Source organism: Myceligenerans xiligouense (assembly GCF_003814695.1).
Lineage (GTDB): Bacteria > Actinomycetota > Actinomycetes > Actinomycetales > Cellulomonadaceae > Myceligenerans > Myceligenerans xiligouense.
Map to the genome: position 1 here is coordinate 3,119,054 of NZ_RKQZ01000001.1, position 14,994 is coordinate 3,134,047.

The 14,994-nt window shown below is 72.7% G+C and carries 12 protein-coding genes; 8 read left to right on the forward strand and 4 right to left on the reverse strand.

From position 1 onward, the window contains the following. Positions 1–21 precede the first annotated feature (21 nt). Both EDD34_RS13565 and EDD34_RS13570 read left to right on the forward strand, forming a co-directional pair. Positions 22–621: a type III secretion system chaperone family protein gene (locus EDD34_RS13565; RefSeq protein ID WP_246012407.1), complete on the forward strand. Its 600-nt coding sequence runs from the start codon at positions 22–24 to the stop codon at positions 619–621. Beyond that, positions 618–1,181 carry a type III secretion system chaperone family protein gene (locus EDD34_RS13570; RefSeq protein ID WP_246012409.1) on the forward strand — a complete coding sequence of 188 codons (564 nt, stop codon included), beginning with the start codon at positions 618–620 and terminating at the stop codon, positions 1,179–1,181. Before EDD34_RS13565 ends, EDD34_RS13570 begins: the two co-directional genes overlap by 4 nt. Positions 1,182–1,274: 93 nt before the next feature. On the opposite strand, the gene miaB is transcribed toward EDD34_RS13570, so the two are convergent. After that, positions 1,275–2,972 carry a tRNA (N6-isopentenyl adenosine(37)-C2)-methylthiotransferase MiaB gene (gene miaB / locus EDD34_RS13575; RefSeq protein WP_123815051.1) on the reverse strand — a complete coding sequence of 566 codons (1,698 nt, stop codon included), beginning with the start codon at positions 2,970–2,972 and terminating at the stop codon, positions 1,275–1,277. A 151-nt stretch (positions 2,973–3,123) separates the two neighbouring features. On the opposite strand from miaB, the gene EDD34_RS13580 reads away from it, so the two are divergent. The 4 genes from EDD34_RS13580 (at position 3,124) to EDD34_RS13595 (ending at position 6,541) form a co-directional block, all read left to right on the forward strand. After that, positions 3,124–3,909, forward strand: a complete 786-nt coding sequence (locus EDD34_RS13580; protein ID WP_123815052.1) for an amino acid ABC transporter ATP-binding protein — start codon at positions 3,124–3,126, stop codon at positions 3,907–3,909. A gap of 82 nt (positions 3,910–3,991) precedes the next feature. Further along, complete coding sequence (locus EDD34_RS13585) at positions 3,992–4,840, forward strand: glutamate ABC transporter substrate-binding protein (RefSeq protein WP_123815053.1); 849 nt, start codon at positions 3,992–3,994, stop codon at positions 4,838–4,840. Positions 4,841–4,940: 100 nt separating this feature from the next. Beyond that, a complete protein-coding gene (locus tag EDD34_RS13590) occupies positions 4,941–5,630 on the forward strand; it encodes an ABC transporter permease subunit (RefSeq protein WP_123816530.1) in 690 nt (229 codons plus the stop codon). Next, complete coding sequence (locus EDD34_RS13595) at positions 5,627–6,541, forward strand: amino acid ABC transporter permease (RefSeq protein ID WP_123815054.1); 915 nt, start codon at positions 5,627–5,629, stop codon at positions 6,539–6,541. Before EDD34_RS13590 ends, EDD34_RS13595 begins: the two co-directional genes overlap by 4 nt. 138 nt (positions 6,542–6,679) lie before the next feature. Here the strand turns inward: EDD34_RS13595 and EDD34_RS13600 are convergent, their stop codons facing one another. The 3 genes from EDD34_RS13600 to EDD34_RS13610 all read right to left on the reverse strand — a co-directional run bounded on the left by EDD34_RS13600 (position 6,680) and on the right by EDD34_RS13610 (position 8,997). Then, positions 6,680–7,282, reverse strand: coding sequence for a regulatory protein RecX (locus EDD34_RS13600; protein WP_246012410.1), 603 nt, complete (start codon positions 7,280–7,282; stop codon positions 6,680–6,682). A gap of 2 nt (positions 7,283–7,284) precedes the next feature. Continuing rightward, positions 7,285–8,535, reverse strand: coding sequence for a recombinase RecA (gene recA / locus EDD34_RS13605; protein WP_123815056.1), 1,251 nt, complete (start codon positions 8,533–8,535; stop codon positions 7,285–7,287). A gap of 228 nt (positions 8,536–8,763) precedes the next feature. After that, positions 8,764–8,997 (reverse strand): DUF3046 domain-containing protein, encoded by a 234-nt coding sequence (locus tag EDD34_RS13610; protein WP_123815057.1) that lies wholly within the window; start codon positions 8,995–8,997, stop codon positions 8,764–8,766. Positions 8,998–9,073: 76 nt separating this feature from the next. Between EDD34_RS13610 and EDD34_RS13615 the strand changes: the two genes are divergently transcribed. Together EDD34_RS13615 and EDD34_RS13620 are read left to right on the forward strand one after the other, a co-directional pair. Then, positions 9,074–14,167 (forward strand): Lhr family helicase, encoded by a 5,094-nt coding sequence (locus EDD34_RS13615; protein ID WP_123815058.1) that lies wholly within the window; start codon positions 9,074–9,076, stop codon positions 14,165–14,167. Further along, a complete protein-coding gene (locus EDD34_RS13620) occupies positions 14,154–14,960 on the forward strand; it encodes a DNA-formamidopyrimidine glycosylase family protein (protein ID WP_123815059.1) in 807 nt (268 codons plus the stop codon). The genes EDD34_RS13615 and EDD34_RS13620 overlap by 14 nt, the downstream gene beginning before the upstream one ends. The last annotated feature ends 34 nt before the right edge of the window (positions 14,961–14,994 follow it).

Here is a 14,994-nt window from a genome sequence, read left to right on the forward strand (position 1 = left end):
CGTCGCGGGTACTGTGGTTCGGTGAGGTTCTTCGGACCACGCCGCCGCGAGGCGGCGGAAGAAGGTGACCCGACCGGTCGCCGCACGCCCCGCACCGGGTCCCCGGAGCTCTCCGACGACGAGCTGCGGTCCCAGGTGGAAGGCGTTCTGCTACGTGAGCTGACCGACGCGCTCGACGATCCGGCGCGTGTTCCCGCCCCGCTCAGCCGGGACCGGGTCACGCACTGGCTCGGGGAGAGCGACTTCAGCTACTTCGTCGACTCCGAGGGCGACATCGGCGGGATGTGGCACGGCTGGCTGTTCCACTTCCTGGTCGTCGGCGAAGGATCCGAGGTGCTCCAGGTGCGCGGGCAGTGGCACCGCGACCTGACCATCGAGCGCCTCGAGGAGATCCTCGAGGTCTGCAACGACTGGAACGCCGAGTGGATCTGGCCCAAGGCGTACGTCTGCGTACGCGACAACGGGGCAGTGCTGGTCTACGCGGAGGTCACGGTGGACCTGGAGCACGGCGTGTCCGACGAGCAGCTCGACCAGCTGCTGCAGTGCGGGCTCACGACGGGGTCGATGTTCTTCGAGCATCTCGACGAGGTGTACCCGGACCCGCTGAGGTCGGCACCGTGAGACCCGACAACCATCGCCTGAGCCCCCGGCGGACGGCATCCGGCTGGTTCGCACGCCTGTTCAACCCGCGCACCGGCGACGAGCAGTCGGCCGCGCACGACAGGGCCGACGACAACGTCGACATCGAGTTGCCGCGTCCGCTGACGACCCAGCGCATCGCCGACGACCTCAGCCGGCGCGGCTACAAGTTCCGCATCGACCACGACGGCGACGTCACCGGCACGTGGGACGGCAACCGGTTCTGGTTCCTGCTGCTCGGCGAACACGACGAGATCCTGCAGATCCGTGGGCGGTGGGCCGGGAATCTCTCGGCGTCGTCGCGCCTGGGCGTGCTCCAGGCCACGAACGACTGGAACCGCGAGCGGATCTGGCCCAAGGTGTACGCGCGGCCCGAGGCGCACGGTCTGACGTTGTACTCCGAGGTGTCCGTGGACTTCGAGCACGGCGCCACCGACGACCAGCTGGCGCAGACGGTGTCGTGCGGGCTGGTGACCGCGGCCCAGTTCTTCGCGTCCGTCGCGGCCCTGACCCCGCCGGAGATCAGCGACGACGCACGGTGACCGGGCGGCCCGGCCGGGCCGCCCGCACGGAGCGCGGCGACGAACACGCCATGGCGTGAGCGGCCAGGGGCGTGAGCGGTCAGCGCCGTGCGGTCAGCGCGGGCCGAGGGTCGGCATGCCGAGGACGACGGGGCCGTCCGGTGCCGGGGTGCCATGACCGTGGTGGTCGTCCCCGCCACCGAGGCGGGCCTTCTCGCGCGCGGCCCACGCGTCTCCCGAGCGGGTACGGCGCACGGCGAAGCCCGCGGCCCGGCCGTCCGTCGCGGAGTCCGCGATGAGGTGGTGCGGCGCCGCGTGCGTGACGGTGACCGTCACCATGTCGCCCGGGCGCGGGAGGTCCGGATCGAGGTCCGCGGCGTCGGCCAGCCGGGGGTCGTCCAGGCCGGCCGGCTCGGACGGGAGGTTCGCCGGGGTGCCGGGGGCACCCGGATCGGCGTCGGCCCCCGCCCCGCCGGGCAGCGCGAAGTGCACGAGCCGGTTGTCCCGGGCGCGGCCGCTGAGGCGGTGCGTGGCGCCGTCCTTCCTGCCCGAGCCCTCGGCGACCAGCACCTCGAGCGTGCGACCGACCTGTGCCCGGGACTCCTCGGCCGAGATCCGCTCCTGCAGCGCGAGCAGCCGCTCGAACCGCTCCTGGACCACTTCCTTGGGGAGCTGGCCCTCCATCGTCGCCGCCGGGGTCCCGGGACGCTGCGAGTACTGGAACATGAACGCCGAGCTGAACCGCGACTCCTCCACGACGCGCAGTGTCTCGGCGAAGTCCTCCTCGGTCTCGCCCGGGAAGCCGACGATGATGTCCGTGGTGATCGCGGCGTCCGGAATGGCGGCGCGCACACGGTCCAGGATCCCGAGGAACTTCGCGGACCGGTAGGACCGGCGCATGGCCCGCAGGACGCGGTCCGACCCGGACTGCAGCGGCATGTGCAGCTGCGGCATGACGTTCGGCGTGGCGGCCATGGCCTCGATGACGTCGTCCGTGAAGGCCGCCGGGTGCGGGGACGTGAACCGCACCCGCTCCAGTCCTTCGATGCGGCCGCAGGCGCGCAACAGCTTCGCGAACGCCCCGCGGTCCCCGAACTCGACGCCGTAGGAGTTCACGTTCTGCCCGAGCAGCGTCACCTCGACCGCGCCGGCGGCCACCAGCGCCTCGACCTCGGCGAGGATCTCGCCCGGACGGCGGTCGCGCTCCTTGCCGCGCAGGTGCGGGACGATGCAGAACGTGCACGTGTTGTTGCAGCCCACCGAGATCGACACCCAGCCCGCGTAGACGGACTCGCGGCGTGTCGGCAGGGTGGAGGGGAAGACCTGCAGCGATTCCGCGATCTCCACCTCCGCCTCCTCGTTGTGGCGGGCGCGCTCCAGGAGCACCGGCAGGGCGTCGAGGTTGTGCGTGCCGAAGACCACGTCCACCCACGGGGCCTTCTCCACGATCGTGCCGCGGTCCTTCTGCGCCAGGCAGCCGCCCACGGCGATCTGCATCCCGGGGCGCCGCGACTTGATGCCCGCGAGCTGGCCCAGGTTCCCGTACAGCCGCGTGGCCGCGTTCTCGCGGACCGCGCACGTGTTGATGACCACGACGTCGGCCTGGCCGTTCGCCTCGTCCTCGCCCGACGCGCGCGTGTAGCCGGCCTGCTCGAGCATGCCGGCCATGTGCTCGGAGTCGTGCACGTTCATCTGACAGCCGAGGGTGCGTACGAGGTAGGTGCGCGGCTCGGGGCCGACGCCGGGCGCGGTGGCGTCGGCGGGCTCGGCGGCCGTCGTGTCGGGGGAGGCGGGAAGCGTGGGCGTGGACATCGCGCCAATTCTACGATCCTCGATCGCCGGGGGCCCAGGACCCAGGACCGCCAGCCCAAGGGCCCATAATCGGACATCTGTTACCGAACTGTTGTGTCCTCGTGACTCCGACGTCCCGGCGACGAAACACACGATCGATTAGGTTCATGGGATGGACACCGCGACCACCGACGACGCGCCCACGTCGCCCCGCGAGACCGGCGAACCCCTTGTCGAGCTCCGCACCGTGAACAAGCACTTCGGTGCGCTGCACGTGCTGCAGAACATCGAGCTCACCGTGCACCACGGTGAGGTCGTCGTCGTCATCGGCCCGTCCGGCTCGGGAAAGTCGACGCTGTGCCGCGCGATCAACCGGCTGGAGACCATCGACGACGGGGAGATCACCGTCGACGGCATCCCCCTGCCCGAGGAGGGCAAGGCCCTGGCGCACCTGCGAGCCGACGTCGGCATGGTGTTCCAGTCCTTCAACCTCTTCTCGCACAAGACCGTCCTCGACAACGTCACTCTCGGGCCGCGCAAGGTCCGCGGGGTCCCCAAGGCGCAGGCCGAGTCCGAGGCGATGGCGCTGCTGGAGCGGGTCGGCGTGGAGTCGCAGGCGCACAAGATGCCGGCACAGCTCTCCGGCGGCCAGCAGCAGCGCGTGGCGATCGCCCGGGCGCTCGCCATGCGGCCGAAGGTGATGCTCTTCGACGAGCCGACGTCGGCCCTCGACCCCGAGATGGTCAACGAGGTGCTCGACGTCATGGTCGCGCTCGCCCGCGAGGGCATGACGATGATCGTCGTCACCCACGAGATGGGCTTCGCCCGCAAGGCCGCCGACCGCGTGGTCTTCATGGCGGACGGCCAGATCGTGGAGGAGGCCGAGCCGGACGAGTTCTTCACGAACGCGCGGACCGAGCGGGCGCGGGACTTCCTCTCGAAGATCCTGACGCACTGAACCGGTCGCTGACCGCCGGCCGCATCCAGAACCGCACCATCTCCCGACACAGTTGACAGTACGCATCATCGAAAGGGAACCCATGCGCAAGCACATGACCGCGGCGGCACTGACCGCCGTATCCGCCCTCGCCCTGGCCGCCTGCGGCACCGCCGAGCCCGGCGATACCGGTGGCGACGGCGGCGACGGTGGCGGCGAGACCATCACCATCGGCATCAAGTACGACCAGCCCGGCCTCGGCCTCCAGAAGGGCGCCGACTACGTCGGTTTCGACGTCGATGTCGCGATGTATGTCGCCGACGCGCTCGGATACGGCGAGGACCAGGTCGAGTTCACGGAGGCCGTCTCCGCGAACCGCGAGACCATGCTCCAGAACGGTGACGTGGACATGATCTTCGCGACCTACTCGATCACGGACGAGCGCAAGGAGGTCGTCGAGTTCGCGGGCCCGTACTTCGTGGCCGGCCAGGACCTCCTCGTCGCCGCCGACGACGACTCGATCGCGGGCCCGGAGGACCTCGAGGGCAAGAACCTCTGCTCGGTCACGGGATCCACCTCGGCCGAGCGCATCAAGGACGAGTACGCCGAGGGCGTCGAGCTCGTGGAGCGTCCCGGCTACTCCGAGTGTGTCTCGGCCCTGGCCTCCGGCGCCGTCGACGCCGTGACCACGGACGACATCATCCTCGCCGGCCTTGCCGCCGCGCAGGAGGACCCGACCGTGTTCAAGGTGGTCGGCAACCCGTTCTCGGAGGAGAACTACGGTGTCGGGCTGCCCCAGGGCAGCACCGACCTGTGCGAGGACATCAACGCCGCGATCACCGAGATGATCGAGGACGGCACCTGGGACGAGCTCGTCGCGACGCACACCGACGGCACCGGGTACACGGCGAACGAGGACCTGAACCCGCCGGAGCCGGACACCTGCGCCTGATCGACCTGTAGTCCTCCGTTCGTCGGACGGCGGTCCGGGTGACCTGCGCGGCCACCCGGACCGCCGTGTGACACCTCCCATCACGACCGAAAGGCAAGGAGTGGGCGACTATCTGTCCGGCCTCTGGACGGTGCTCGAGGAGTACGACGTCCTCGCCGCGTTCTGGGTCAACATCCAGCTGACGTTCTGGGCAGGACTGCTCGCGCTCGCGCTGGGCACGCTGCTGGCCATCATGCGGATCTCCCCGATCGCCAGTCTGCGATTCGTCGGCACGGCCTACGTCAACATCCTCCGGAACACGCCGCTGACGATCATCATGACGTTCATGATCCTGGCGCTCGTGTTCCAGCTCGCGCTGCAGCTGGCGGGCGACCTCACCGCCAGCTACTTCCGGTTCGCCATCCTGGGCCTGGCCATCTACCACGCGTCGTTCGTGTGCGAGGCGATCCGCTCGGGTGTCAACACCGTGCCGCTCGGACAGGCGGAGGCCGCCCGCGCGATCGGGCTGCCGTTCATGGACTCCGCCCGGCTGGTGATCCTCCCGCAGGCCTTCCGCGGTGCGGTCGCGCCGCTGGGCAGCGTCCTCATCGCCCTCATGAAGAACTCGACCGTGGCCGCCGCGGCCAGCGTGACCACGGAGACGGCCTCGACGATGAAGGTCGCGATCGAGTTCAACCCCAACTACCTGATGGAGATCTTCGGCGTGTTCGCCATCGGCTGGGTCCTCCTCGTCATCCCTGTCGGGGTGCTGACCACCTGGCTCTCCGAGCGACTGGCGGTGAAGCGATGAGCGCCTCCGTCCTCTTCGACGCACCCGGGCCCCGGACACGCGCGCTGATGCTCGTGTTCAACATTCTCGGGGCGCTCTTCCTGATCGCCGTGCTCGGCTGGGTCGTCTACCTGCTGCACCTCAAGGGGCAGTGGTCCTGGACCCTCTGGGGGCCGGTGTTCGGGAGCGAGTTCTGGGTCTACTACGTCTGGCCGGGCCTGCAGAACACGCTCCGGTCCGCCCTGTTCGCGACCGTCGGAGCGGTCATCTTCGGCGTGATCCTCGGGATGGGGCGCCTCGCCCGCAACCGCGTGGTGCGGTGGGCGTCCGGGGCGGTCGTGGAGTTCTTCCGCGCCATGCCCGTCCTGCTGCTGATGATCTTCCTCAACCTGCTGCTCGCGCGGATGTTCCCGGGGGTCGAGGACCGGTTGTTCCTGGCGGTGGTGGTGGCGCTCGTCCTGTACAACGGCTCGGTGATCGCCGAACTGGTCCGCTCCGGCGTCCGGAACCTGCCCAGCGGACAGAGCGAGGCCGGGCTGGCCGTGGGACTCACCCCGGGCCAGACGCTCCGCTCCATCCAGCTGCCCCAGGCACTCGTCGCGATGCTGCCCGCGCTCCTCTCCCAGCTCGTCGTCGTGCTCAAGGACTCGGCGCTGGGCCAGATCATCGGCTACTCGGAGCTGCTCCGATCGGCCCAGATCTTCGGCAACGCGCCGCCCATCAACAACCTCCAGGCGCTCATCGTCGCCGCGGTGCTTTTCATCATCATCAACTGGTTGCTGACGTTGCTGGCCCAGCGGCTCTCGCGGCGCCTGTCGAGCCGTGGGCGAGCGCCGCTGGCGCCCGCCGCGGCTGTCGGCGAGGCGGCCATCGCGGGTGCGGCACCGATGGGCCCGGCGGCAGGCGGCGCGGGCAGGGGCGGCAAGGCCTGAGGACGACAGCCGACAAGGCTGTCCGGCCGACGATCCCGGGCAGAGCACTCGTGGTCGGTTCCCCGGTGAGTGATCGGCAGTCCGATCAGCCGCCGAGGAGCCGGCCACGTGCCGTGTGACCCGGTGTGCGGCGGAGGTTCAGTCCCCGTACGGCAGGTCGCCCGTGTCCTCGCCGTCGGCCGCCAGGGCTTCCCTCACCAGTTCGAAGGCCAGACCGGGCGCATACCCCTTGCGCGCCAGCGAGCCGACCGCCCGGCGCACGCGCACGTCTCGGTCGAGACCGCGGGTCCTGGTGACCAGTTTCTCGGCGAGGCGCGCGCCGGCGGCGCGCTCGTCGTCGGGGTCGATCTGGTCGAGCGCCTCGGTAGCGGTGTCCTCGTCGATTCCCCGGCGTCGCAACTCCGCGGAGATCGCCCGGCGGGCAAGGCCCCGCTCACCGTGCCGGGTGCGCACGATCGTGCCGGCGTACGCGGCATCGTCCACGAGACCGACCTCGTCGAACCGCTCCAGGAGCGGCATCACCACCGACTCCGGGTATCCCTTGCGGGCGAGCGCCTGCTCCAGCTCGCGACGCGACTTCTGGGCGGCCGTCAGGATCCGGAGCAACGCCTCACGCGCCGCGTCGAACGCTTCCTCATGGGTGAGCTCGCCGTCGTCGAGACGCTCCGCGACCGACTTCCGCGGTGCCCGGATCCGACGCTTCCCCGCGCCGGAACCGGGCGTCTGACCACGGTACTGCACCGTCAGAACGGAGCCTTCGCAGCGGCGGCCTCAGCGGCGGCGTCAGCGCCGTCCGCCGCCTTGGCCTTGGTGCCGCGGGCGCGCGTCGTCTTGGTGGCGGTGGTGGCGGCCTTGGTCCCGGCCTTGGCCGCCGCCTTCGCACCCGTCTTGGCGGTGGCCGTGGCGCGACCCGAGGACGACGCCGCGGCGACCGTCCCCGTCGCGCCCGCACCACCGGCGTCGCCGGCGGCGTCACCCTCGGCGGGTGCGTCGACCCGTGGGCCGATACCGAGCTTCTCCTTGATGCGCTTCTCCAGCTCGGCCGCGAGGTCCGGGTTGTCACGCAGGAAGGAGCGCGCGTTCTCCTTGCCCTGGCCCAGCTGGTCGCCCTCGTAGGTGAACCACGAGCCGGACTTGCGCACGAACCCGTGGTCCACGCCCATGTCGATGAGCCCGCCCTCGCGGGAGATCCCGACGCCGTAGAGGATGTCGAACTCGGCCTGCTTGAAGGGAGGCGCCATCTTGTTCTTGACGACCTTCACGCGGGTGCGGTTGCCGACCGGCTCCGTGCCCTCCTTGAGGGTCTCGATCCGGCGGATGTCCATGCGGACCGAGGCGTAGAACTTCAGCGCCTTACCGCCGGTGGTCGTCTCGGGGCTCCCGAAGAACACACCGATCTTCTCGCGCAGCTGGTTGATGAAGATCGCCGTGGTGCCCGACGAGCTCAGGGCACCCGTGATCTTGCGCAGCGCCTGCGACATGAGGCGGGCCTGGAGGCCGACGTGGCTGTCCCCCATCTCGCCCTCGATCTCGGCCTTCGGGGTCAGCGCCGCGACGGAGTCGATGACGATGATGTCCAGGGCACCGGAACGGATCAGCATGTCCGCGATCTCCAGCGCCTGCTCGCCCGTGTCGGGCTGGGAGACGAGGAGTGCGTCCGTGTCGACGCCGAGCTTCTTCGCGTAGTCGGGGTCCAGGGCGTGCTCGGCATCGACGAAGGCGGCGATCCCGCCGGCCCTCTGCGCGTTGGCGACGGCGTGGAGCGCGATCGTCGTCTTACCCGACGACTCCGGCCCGTACACCTCGACGACACGGCCGCGGGGCAGGCCACCGATCCCGAGCGCGACGTCCAGCGCGATGGATCCGGTGGGAACCACCTCGACGGGTGCGCGGGTCTCGTCCCCGAGGCGCATGACCGAGCCCTTGCCGAAACTGCGGTCGATCTGGGCGAGAGCTGCCTCGAGGGCCTTCTCGCGGTCTGCCGGTGCTGGCATGGTGTCCACCTTCTGATCTCGGGGCGCGGTGCGCCGATCCGGATGGGTCCTCCGGGCTGTACCCGGGACGTCAGGAGCGACGGTACGCGGACCCACTGACACGAACGCCTTCTCCGGCCCCTGCCTGTCGACAGAGTTCCGAAATCCGTGCCTGTGGTCAGAGTCTAGACGAACAACTGTTCGATGCAACGACGACACACCGGAACGCGGAACGTCCCCGCGGATGCCTCACCGCGGGGGCGGAGCCTGCCGGTGCTCGTCGCCTCCCCAGCGCTCCGGCTCGGGCACGTCGAGCGCGTCGCACAGCGCGTGCCACACGTCGCGCGGTTCGAATCCCTCCGTGAGGGCGTCCTGGGCCGTCCGGTTCCCCAGTTTCGGCAGGACCTGCTCACGCACCAGGACACGCCCGTAGGCCGGGCCGAAGACCTCGTCCGCCAACCGCTGGAAATCACTGTGCCGCACCGGCTCAGCCTACGTTCCCCACGCGATGCGCTCGCCCCCCTTCGTCGATGTCGGTGTCCCGGACCACAATGGCCGCATGACCGATCGGCTTCCCGCGTTCGGGCCCGCCACCCGCGCGTGGTTCACCGGCGCCTTCGAGCAGCCCACCACCGCGCAGACCGGCGCCTGGGACGCCGTCGCACGGGGTGAGCACGCGCTCGTCGTCGCGCCCACCGGGTCGGGGAAGACGCTCGCCGCCTTCCTCTGGGCGATCGACCGCCTCATGACGTCGGCACCGCCGGAGGATCCCGCCCACCGCTGCCGCGTCCTGTACGTCTCGCCGCTCAAGGCGCTGGCCGCCGACGTCCAGCGCAACCTGCGCTCGCCGCTCGCCGGCATCCGGCAGGCCGCCGTACGTGAGCACCTCGAGGTGAACGACGTCACGGTCGGTGTGCGGACCGGCGACACCCCGCAGGCGGAGCGCCGGGCGTTCGCGACGCGTCCGCCGGACATCCTGATCACGACGCCGGAGTCGCTGTTCCTGGTGCTCACGTCCCAGGCTCGGGCGGGTCTCGCGGGTGTGGAGACGGTGATCGTGGACGAGATCCACGCGGTGGCGGGGACCAAGCGCGGCGCGCACCTCGCCCTCAGCCTGGAGCGCCTGGACGAGCTGCTGGAGCGGCCCGCCCAGCGGATCGGGCTGTCGGCGACGGTCCGGCCGGTGGATGCGGTGTCGCGCTTCCTGGCGGGCGGCCGGGACGACGGCGGGACGCGGGCGATGTCCGTGGTGCAGCCGCCGGTGGTCAAGAAGTGGGACATCGACGTCGTCGTCCCGGTTCCGGACCTGACGGACCTGGACGCCGCCGGGACGCCCGGTCTGGACGCGGTCGGCCCGGACCCCGCGGACGCGCTCTCCACGTCCGGGCCGGGTGACATCGATCTCACGGGGGCGGCCACGCGGCCGCTACGGCGCGCCTCGGTGTGGCCGCACGTCGAGGAGCGCGTCGTGGACCTCGTCACCGGCCACACCTCGACGCTCGTGTTCACGAACTCCCGCCGGGGCGCCGAACGCCTGACCGCCCGGATGAACGAGGTCTGGGTGCAGCGCCAGGGCGACGACCTCGCCGACACGTCGGAGACGTGGGCAGCCGCCGTGCCGGGGCAGTCGGGGACGGCGGCGGGCGTGAGCGGTCCCGCCGCGCGCGCCGCCGAACCGCACGGGCCCGCAGACCCGCACGGGCCCGCGGAACCGGACGGAGCCGCGCCCGGCCGGGGGATGCCCGAGGCCACGCCCGGCGTGCCGGAGCACTTCTCGGTGATCGCGCGGGCCCACCACGGCTCGATGAGCCGGAACGAGCGCACACAGACGGAGTCGGAGCTGAAGGCGGGACTCCTGCCGGCCGTGGTCGCGACGAGTTCCCTGGAGCTCGGCATCGACATGGGCGCGGTCGATCTGGTGGTGCAGGTGGGTTCGCCGCCGTCGGTGGCCAGTGGCCTGCAGCGCATCGGCCGCGCGGGGCACCAGGTCGGCGCCGTGTCGAAGGGCGTGATCTTCCCGATGTTCCGCGGCGACCTGGTGCCGTCGACGGTGATCGCGCAGCGCATGCGCGAAGGCGAGATCGAGCACCTCCACGTCCCGGCGAACCCGCTCGACGTGCTGGCGCAGCAGGTGGTGGCCATGCTCGCCGTGGACGACTGGTACGCCGCGGACCTGCTCGCCGTCGTACGCCGCGCCGCGCCGTACACCGGGCTGGGGGACGCCACGTGGCGTGCCGTGCTCGACATGCTGGCGGGACGGTATCCGAGCGAGGACTTCGCCGAGCTGCGTGCCCGCATCACCTGGGACCGCACCACAGGACTCCTGCAGGGCCGGCGCGGCGCGCTGCGCCTGGCGGCGACGAGCGGGGGGACGATCCCGGACCGGGGCCAGTACGGCGTCTTCCTCGCCACGGGCGACGCCGGCGGCGCCACGGACGGGACGCCGCGCGGCGGCAAGCGCGTGGGCGAGCTCGACGAGGAGATGGTGTACGAGTCGCGGGTCGGCGACACCTTCACGCTCGGGTCGAGCACCTGGCGCATCGAGGACATCACGCCCGACCGCGTGCTCGTCTCCCCCGCCCCCGGCCTTCCCGGCCGCCTCCCGTTCTGGAAGGGCGACTCCCCGGGCCGCCCCGCCGAGCTCGGTCGCGCGGTCGGGGCGTTCGTCCGGGAGGCCGATGCCGCCCTGGCCGACGATCCCGCAGGGGGCCGCGCCCTCCTGCAGGAGGCCGGCCTCGACCCGTGGGCCGCCGACAACCTGGCCGCCTACGTCGCCCAGCAGCGCGAGGCCACGGGGCGCGTGCCGGACGACCGGACGATCGTCGTCGAACGCTTTCGCGACGAGCTCGGTGACTGGCGGGTGGTGATCCACTCCCCGTTCGGCGCTCGGGTGCACGCGCCCTGGTCGCTCGTGGTCGCCGCGCGGCTGCGCGCCCGGTTCGGCGTCGACGTCGCCGCCATGCACTCCGACGACGGCATCGTCCTGCGCCTGCCGGACAGCGGCAGTTCCTGGGAGGCGTGGGACGGCGGGCCGGAGCCGGACGGCGCCTCCCGGCACTCGGGCGACGGAGGCGTCTCCCTCGAAGACCTCCTCGTCGACCCCGACGAGGTCTTCGGCGCCGTGCGCGACGAGCTCGGCTCCTCGGTGATGTTCGCCGCCCGGTTCCGGGAAGCCGCGGCCCGGGCACTGCTCCTCCCCCGCCGCCGTCCGGGCAAGCGGCAGCCGCTGTGGCAGCAGCGTCAGCGGTCGGCCCAGCTGTTGCAGGTGGCGTCCGAGTTCCCGGAGTTCCCGATCGTGCTGGAGGCGGCGCGCGAGTGCCTGCAGGACGACTTCGACGTCGCCGCGCTGACCGACCTGATGCGCGACACCGCGGCCGGGCGGGTCCGCGTCGTGGAGACCACCACCGCGTCGCCGTCCCCGTTCGCGCAGGCGCTCCTGGTCGGATACACCGCCCAGTTCCTGTACGACGGCGACGCCCCGCTCGCCGAGCGCCGCGCCGCCGCGCTGTCGCTCGACCCCGATCTCCTCGGCGAGCTGCTGGGTGAGCGGTCCGCCGACCTCGCCGATCTCCTCGACCCGGACGCGATCCAGCAGACGGAGGCCGAGCTGCAGGGTCTCGCGCCGGACCGGCAGGCCCGCGACGCCGAGGACCTGTGGGACCTGCTGCGGCGGACCGGGCCCCATCCCGCCGTCGCCCTCGAGGCACGCACGGCCACCGGCCGCCGGCCCGACCTGCCCGCCTGGCTGGCGGGCCTCGAACGTGCGCGCCGCGTCGTGCGGGTCCGCCTCGCCGGCCGGACGGCGGCGCCCGACGCCGAGCAGTGGGCCGCGGTCGAGGACTCGGGCCGCCTGCGTGACGCGCTCGGCGTCGCGCTGCCCCCAGGCATCCCGGAGACGTTCGCCGAGCCCGTCACCGACCCCCTCGGTGACCTGGTGCGCCGGCACGCGCGCACGCACGGCCCCTTCACCACGCACGACGTCGCCGCCCGGTTCGGCATCGGGCCGGCCGTCGCCGCCGAGACCCTGGCGCGCCTCGAGACGGCCGGGCACGTGATCCGGGGCAGGCTGCTGCCCGACGCCCTCGGCGGCACCGGCGACGAGTGGTGCGATCCGGGTGTTCTGCGCGTGCTGCGCCGCCGGTCCCTCGCCGCGCTGCGGGCGGAGGTGGAACCGGTGGAGCAGGCGTCGCTCGGTGTGTTCCTGCCGGGCTGGCAGGGCGTCGGCTCCGGCAGCCTCCGGGGCAGCGACGGGCTGCTCCAGGTCGTCGAGCAGCTCGCGGGCGCGGGCGTCCCGGCGTCGGCCCTGGAGACGCTGGTGCTGCCCGCGCGCGTCCCGGACTACCGGCCCGCGCTGCTGGACGAGCTCACCGCGGCCGGGGAGGTCCTGTGGTGCGGTCACGGCCGGCTGCCCGGTTCCGGCGGCGGCGACGGCCTCGTCTCCCTGCACCTGGCCGACGGCGCGCCGCTCACTCTCCCGGAGCCCGCGCCCATCGAGGCGGACGGCCCGCTGGACACCGACCTGCACCGGGTCGTGCTCGACCTCCTGACCGGCTCCGGCGGCTACTTCCTCCCCCGGATCGCCGAGCTCGCCGACGCCGGACCGGGCGACGTCCTGGAGGCGCTCTGGGATCTCACCTGGGCGGGCCTGGTGACGAACGACGGGTTCGGCGCGCTCCGCGAGCGTCTCGGCGGTGCCGGAGGCGCCCACCGAGCTCCTCGCGGCGCGAACCGCGCGCGTCCCGTGCGCCGTTCGCGGTTCGAGGTGCACGCCCCCGGGTTGTCGCCCGGGCGGCCCTCCTCCGCGCTCGCCGCGCGCACCCTGCCCGGCGGCGGTGGCCGATGGGCGGCGCTCCCCCTGCGGGAGAAGGACCCGACGCTGCGCGCCCATGCCATGGCTCAGGTCTTGCTGGACCGCCACGGGGTCCTCACGCGCCCGGCCGCGGCCGCCGAGGGAGTCACGGGCGGCTACCGGGACGTGTACCGGGTGCTGTCCGAGATGGAGCAGCGTGGCGGCGTGCGCCGCGGGTACTTCGTGGAGCATCTCGGCGGTTCGCAGTTCGCGCTCCCCGGAGCGGTCGACGGGTTGCGGCAGGACGCCCAGGATCGCGCCCGCCGCATGGAGAGCACCCGGCCCCCGGGCGCCGTCGTGCTCGCCGCGACGGACCCGGCCAACCCGTACGGCGCCGCGCTGGCGTGGCCGTCCGCACCGGCGGCCACCGCGGAGGCGGGCGGCACCGCGGAGGCGGGCGGCACCCGGAAGGCGGGCGGCACCGGGACCGTCGGCGCCGACGCGGCCGAGTCCGCCGGCGCTCCGGCGTCGGCGGACGGTCGGGCACGGCCGGGCACGCATCGACCCGGCCGCAAGGCGGGATCACTGGTGGTGCTGGTGGAGGGCGGTCTGGTGCTGTACGTCGAGCGGGGCGGACGCAGCCTGCTCTCGTTCGACCGCGACCCCGCCCGGCTCACCGCGGCTGCCGCGGAGCTGGCCCGGACGGCCGCGTCGGGCACGGCGGGCAGGCTCGTGGTGCAGCGGATCGACGGCGGGGGTGCGGTCCAGGCCGCGACGTCGGGGAACGCGGTGGCCGCGGCACTGACCGCAACCGGGTTCGCGGTCACTCCGCGGGGGCTGCGGGTGGCACATGCCCGAGGGTGACGTGCTGCGCCTGACCGCCGAGCGTCTCGACGCCGCCCTGGCGGGCCAGGTCCTGACCCGGGCCGAACTGCGGTGGCCGAGCGCGGCGTCCGCGAACCTGGTCGGCACCACGGTGCTCGGCACCCGCGCCTACGGCAAGCACCTGCTGACCCGGTTCGACGACGGCCGTACCCTGCACACGCACCTGCGCATGGAGGGGCGGTGGCGCGTCGATCGCACCGGCTCCCGGGGCGCGGCGGCCCGCAGCCCGGCGATCCGAGCCGTCCTGGCGACACGCCGGTGGACGTGCACGGGATGGCAGCTCGGCATGCTCGACCTGCTCGCCACCCGGGACGAGCCACGGGTCCTGGCGGGACTGGGCCCGGACGTCCTCGCCGACGACTTCGCTCCCGGCGCCGCGGGCTCGCGCCTGCCCGACGGCGTCGTCGGCCTCACGCGCGACCCCGACCGCCCGCTGTGCGACGCCCTGCTCGATCAGCGCGGCGTCGCAGGGCTCGGGACCATCTGGATGGCGGAGTCGCTCTTCGCCCGGCGACTGCATCCGTGGGCCCCCGCCGGCGCGCTCGACGAGGACGACGCCGCGGCGCTCCTCCTGACGGCCCGCGAACTGATGTGGCGCAGCATCCGGGTCGCACGCCGGAACGGGCTGGGCTCCGTCGAGACCGCGGTGCACGGCCGCGCGGGCCGGCCGTGCCGGCGCTGCCGTACGCCGATCTCCGTCGGGACGGCCAACCGGCCCCCGTTCGAGCGCCCGGTGTTCTGGTGCCCGACGTGCCAGGCGGGCCGGACGTGAACCGCCGGGCACGAGAACGGGCGCCCCACCCGAA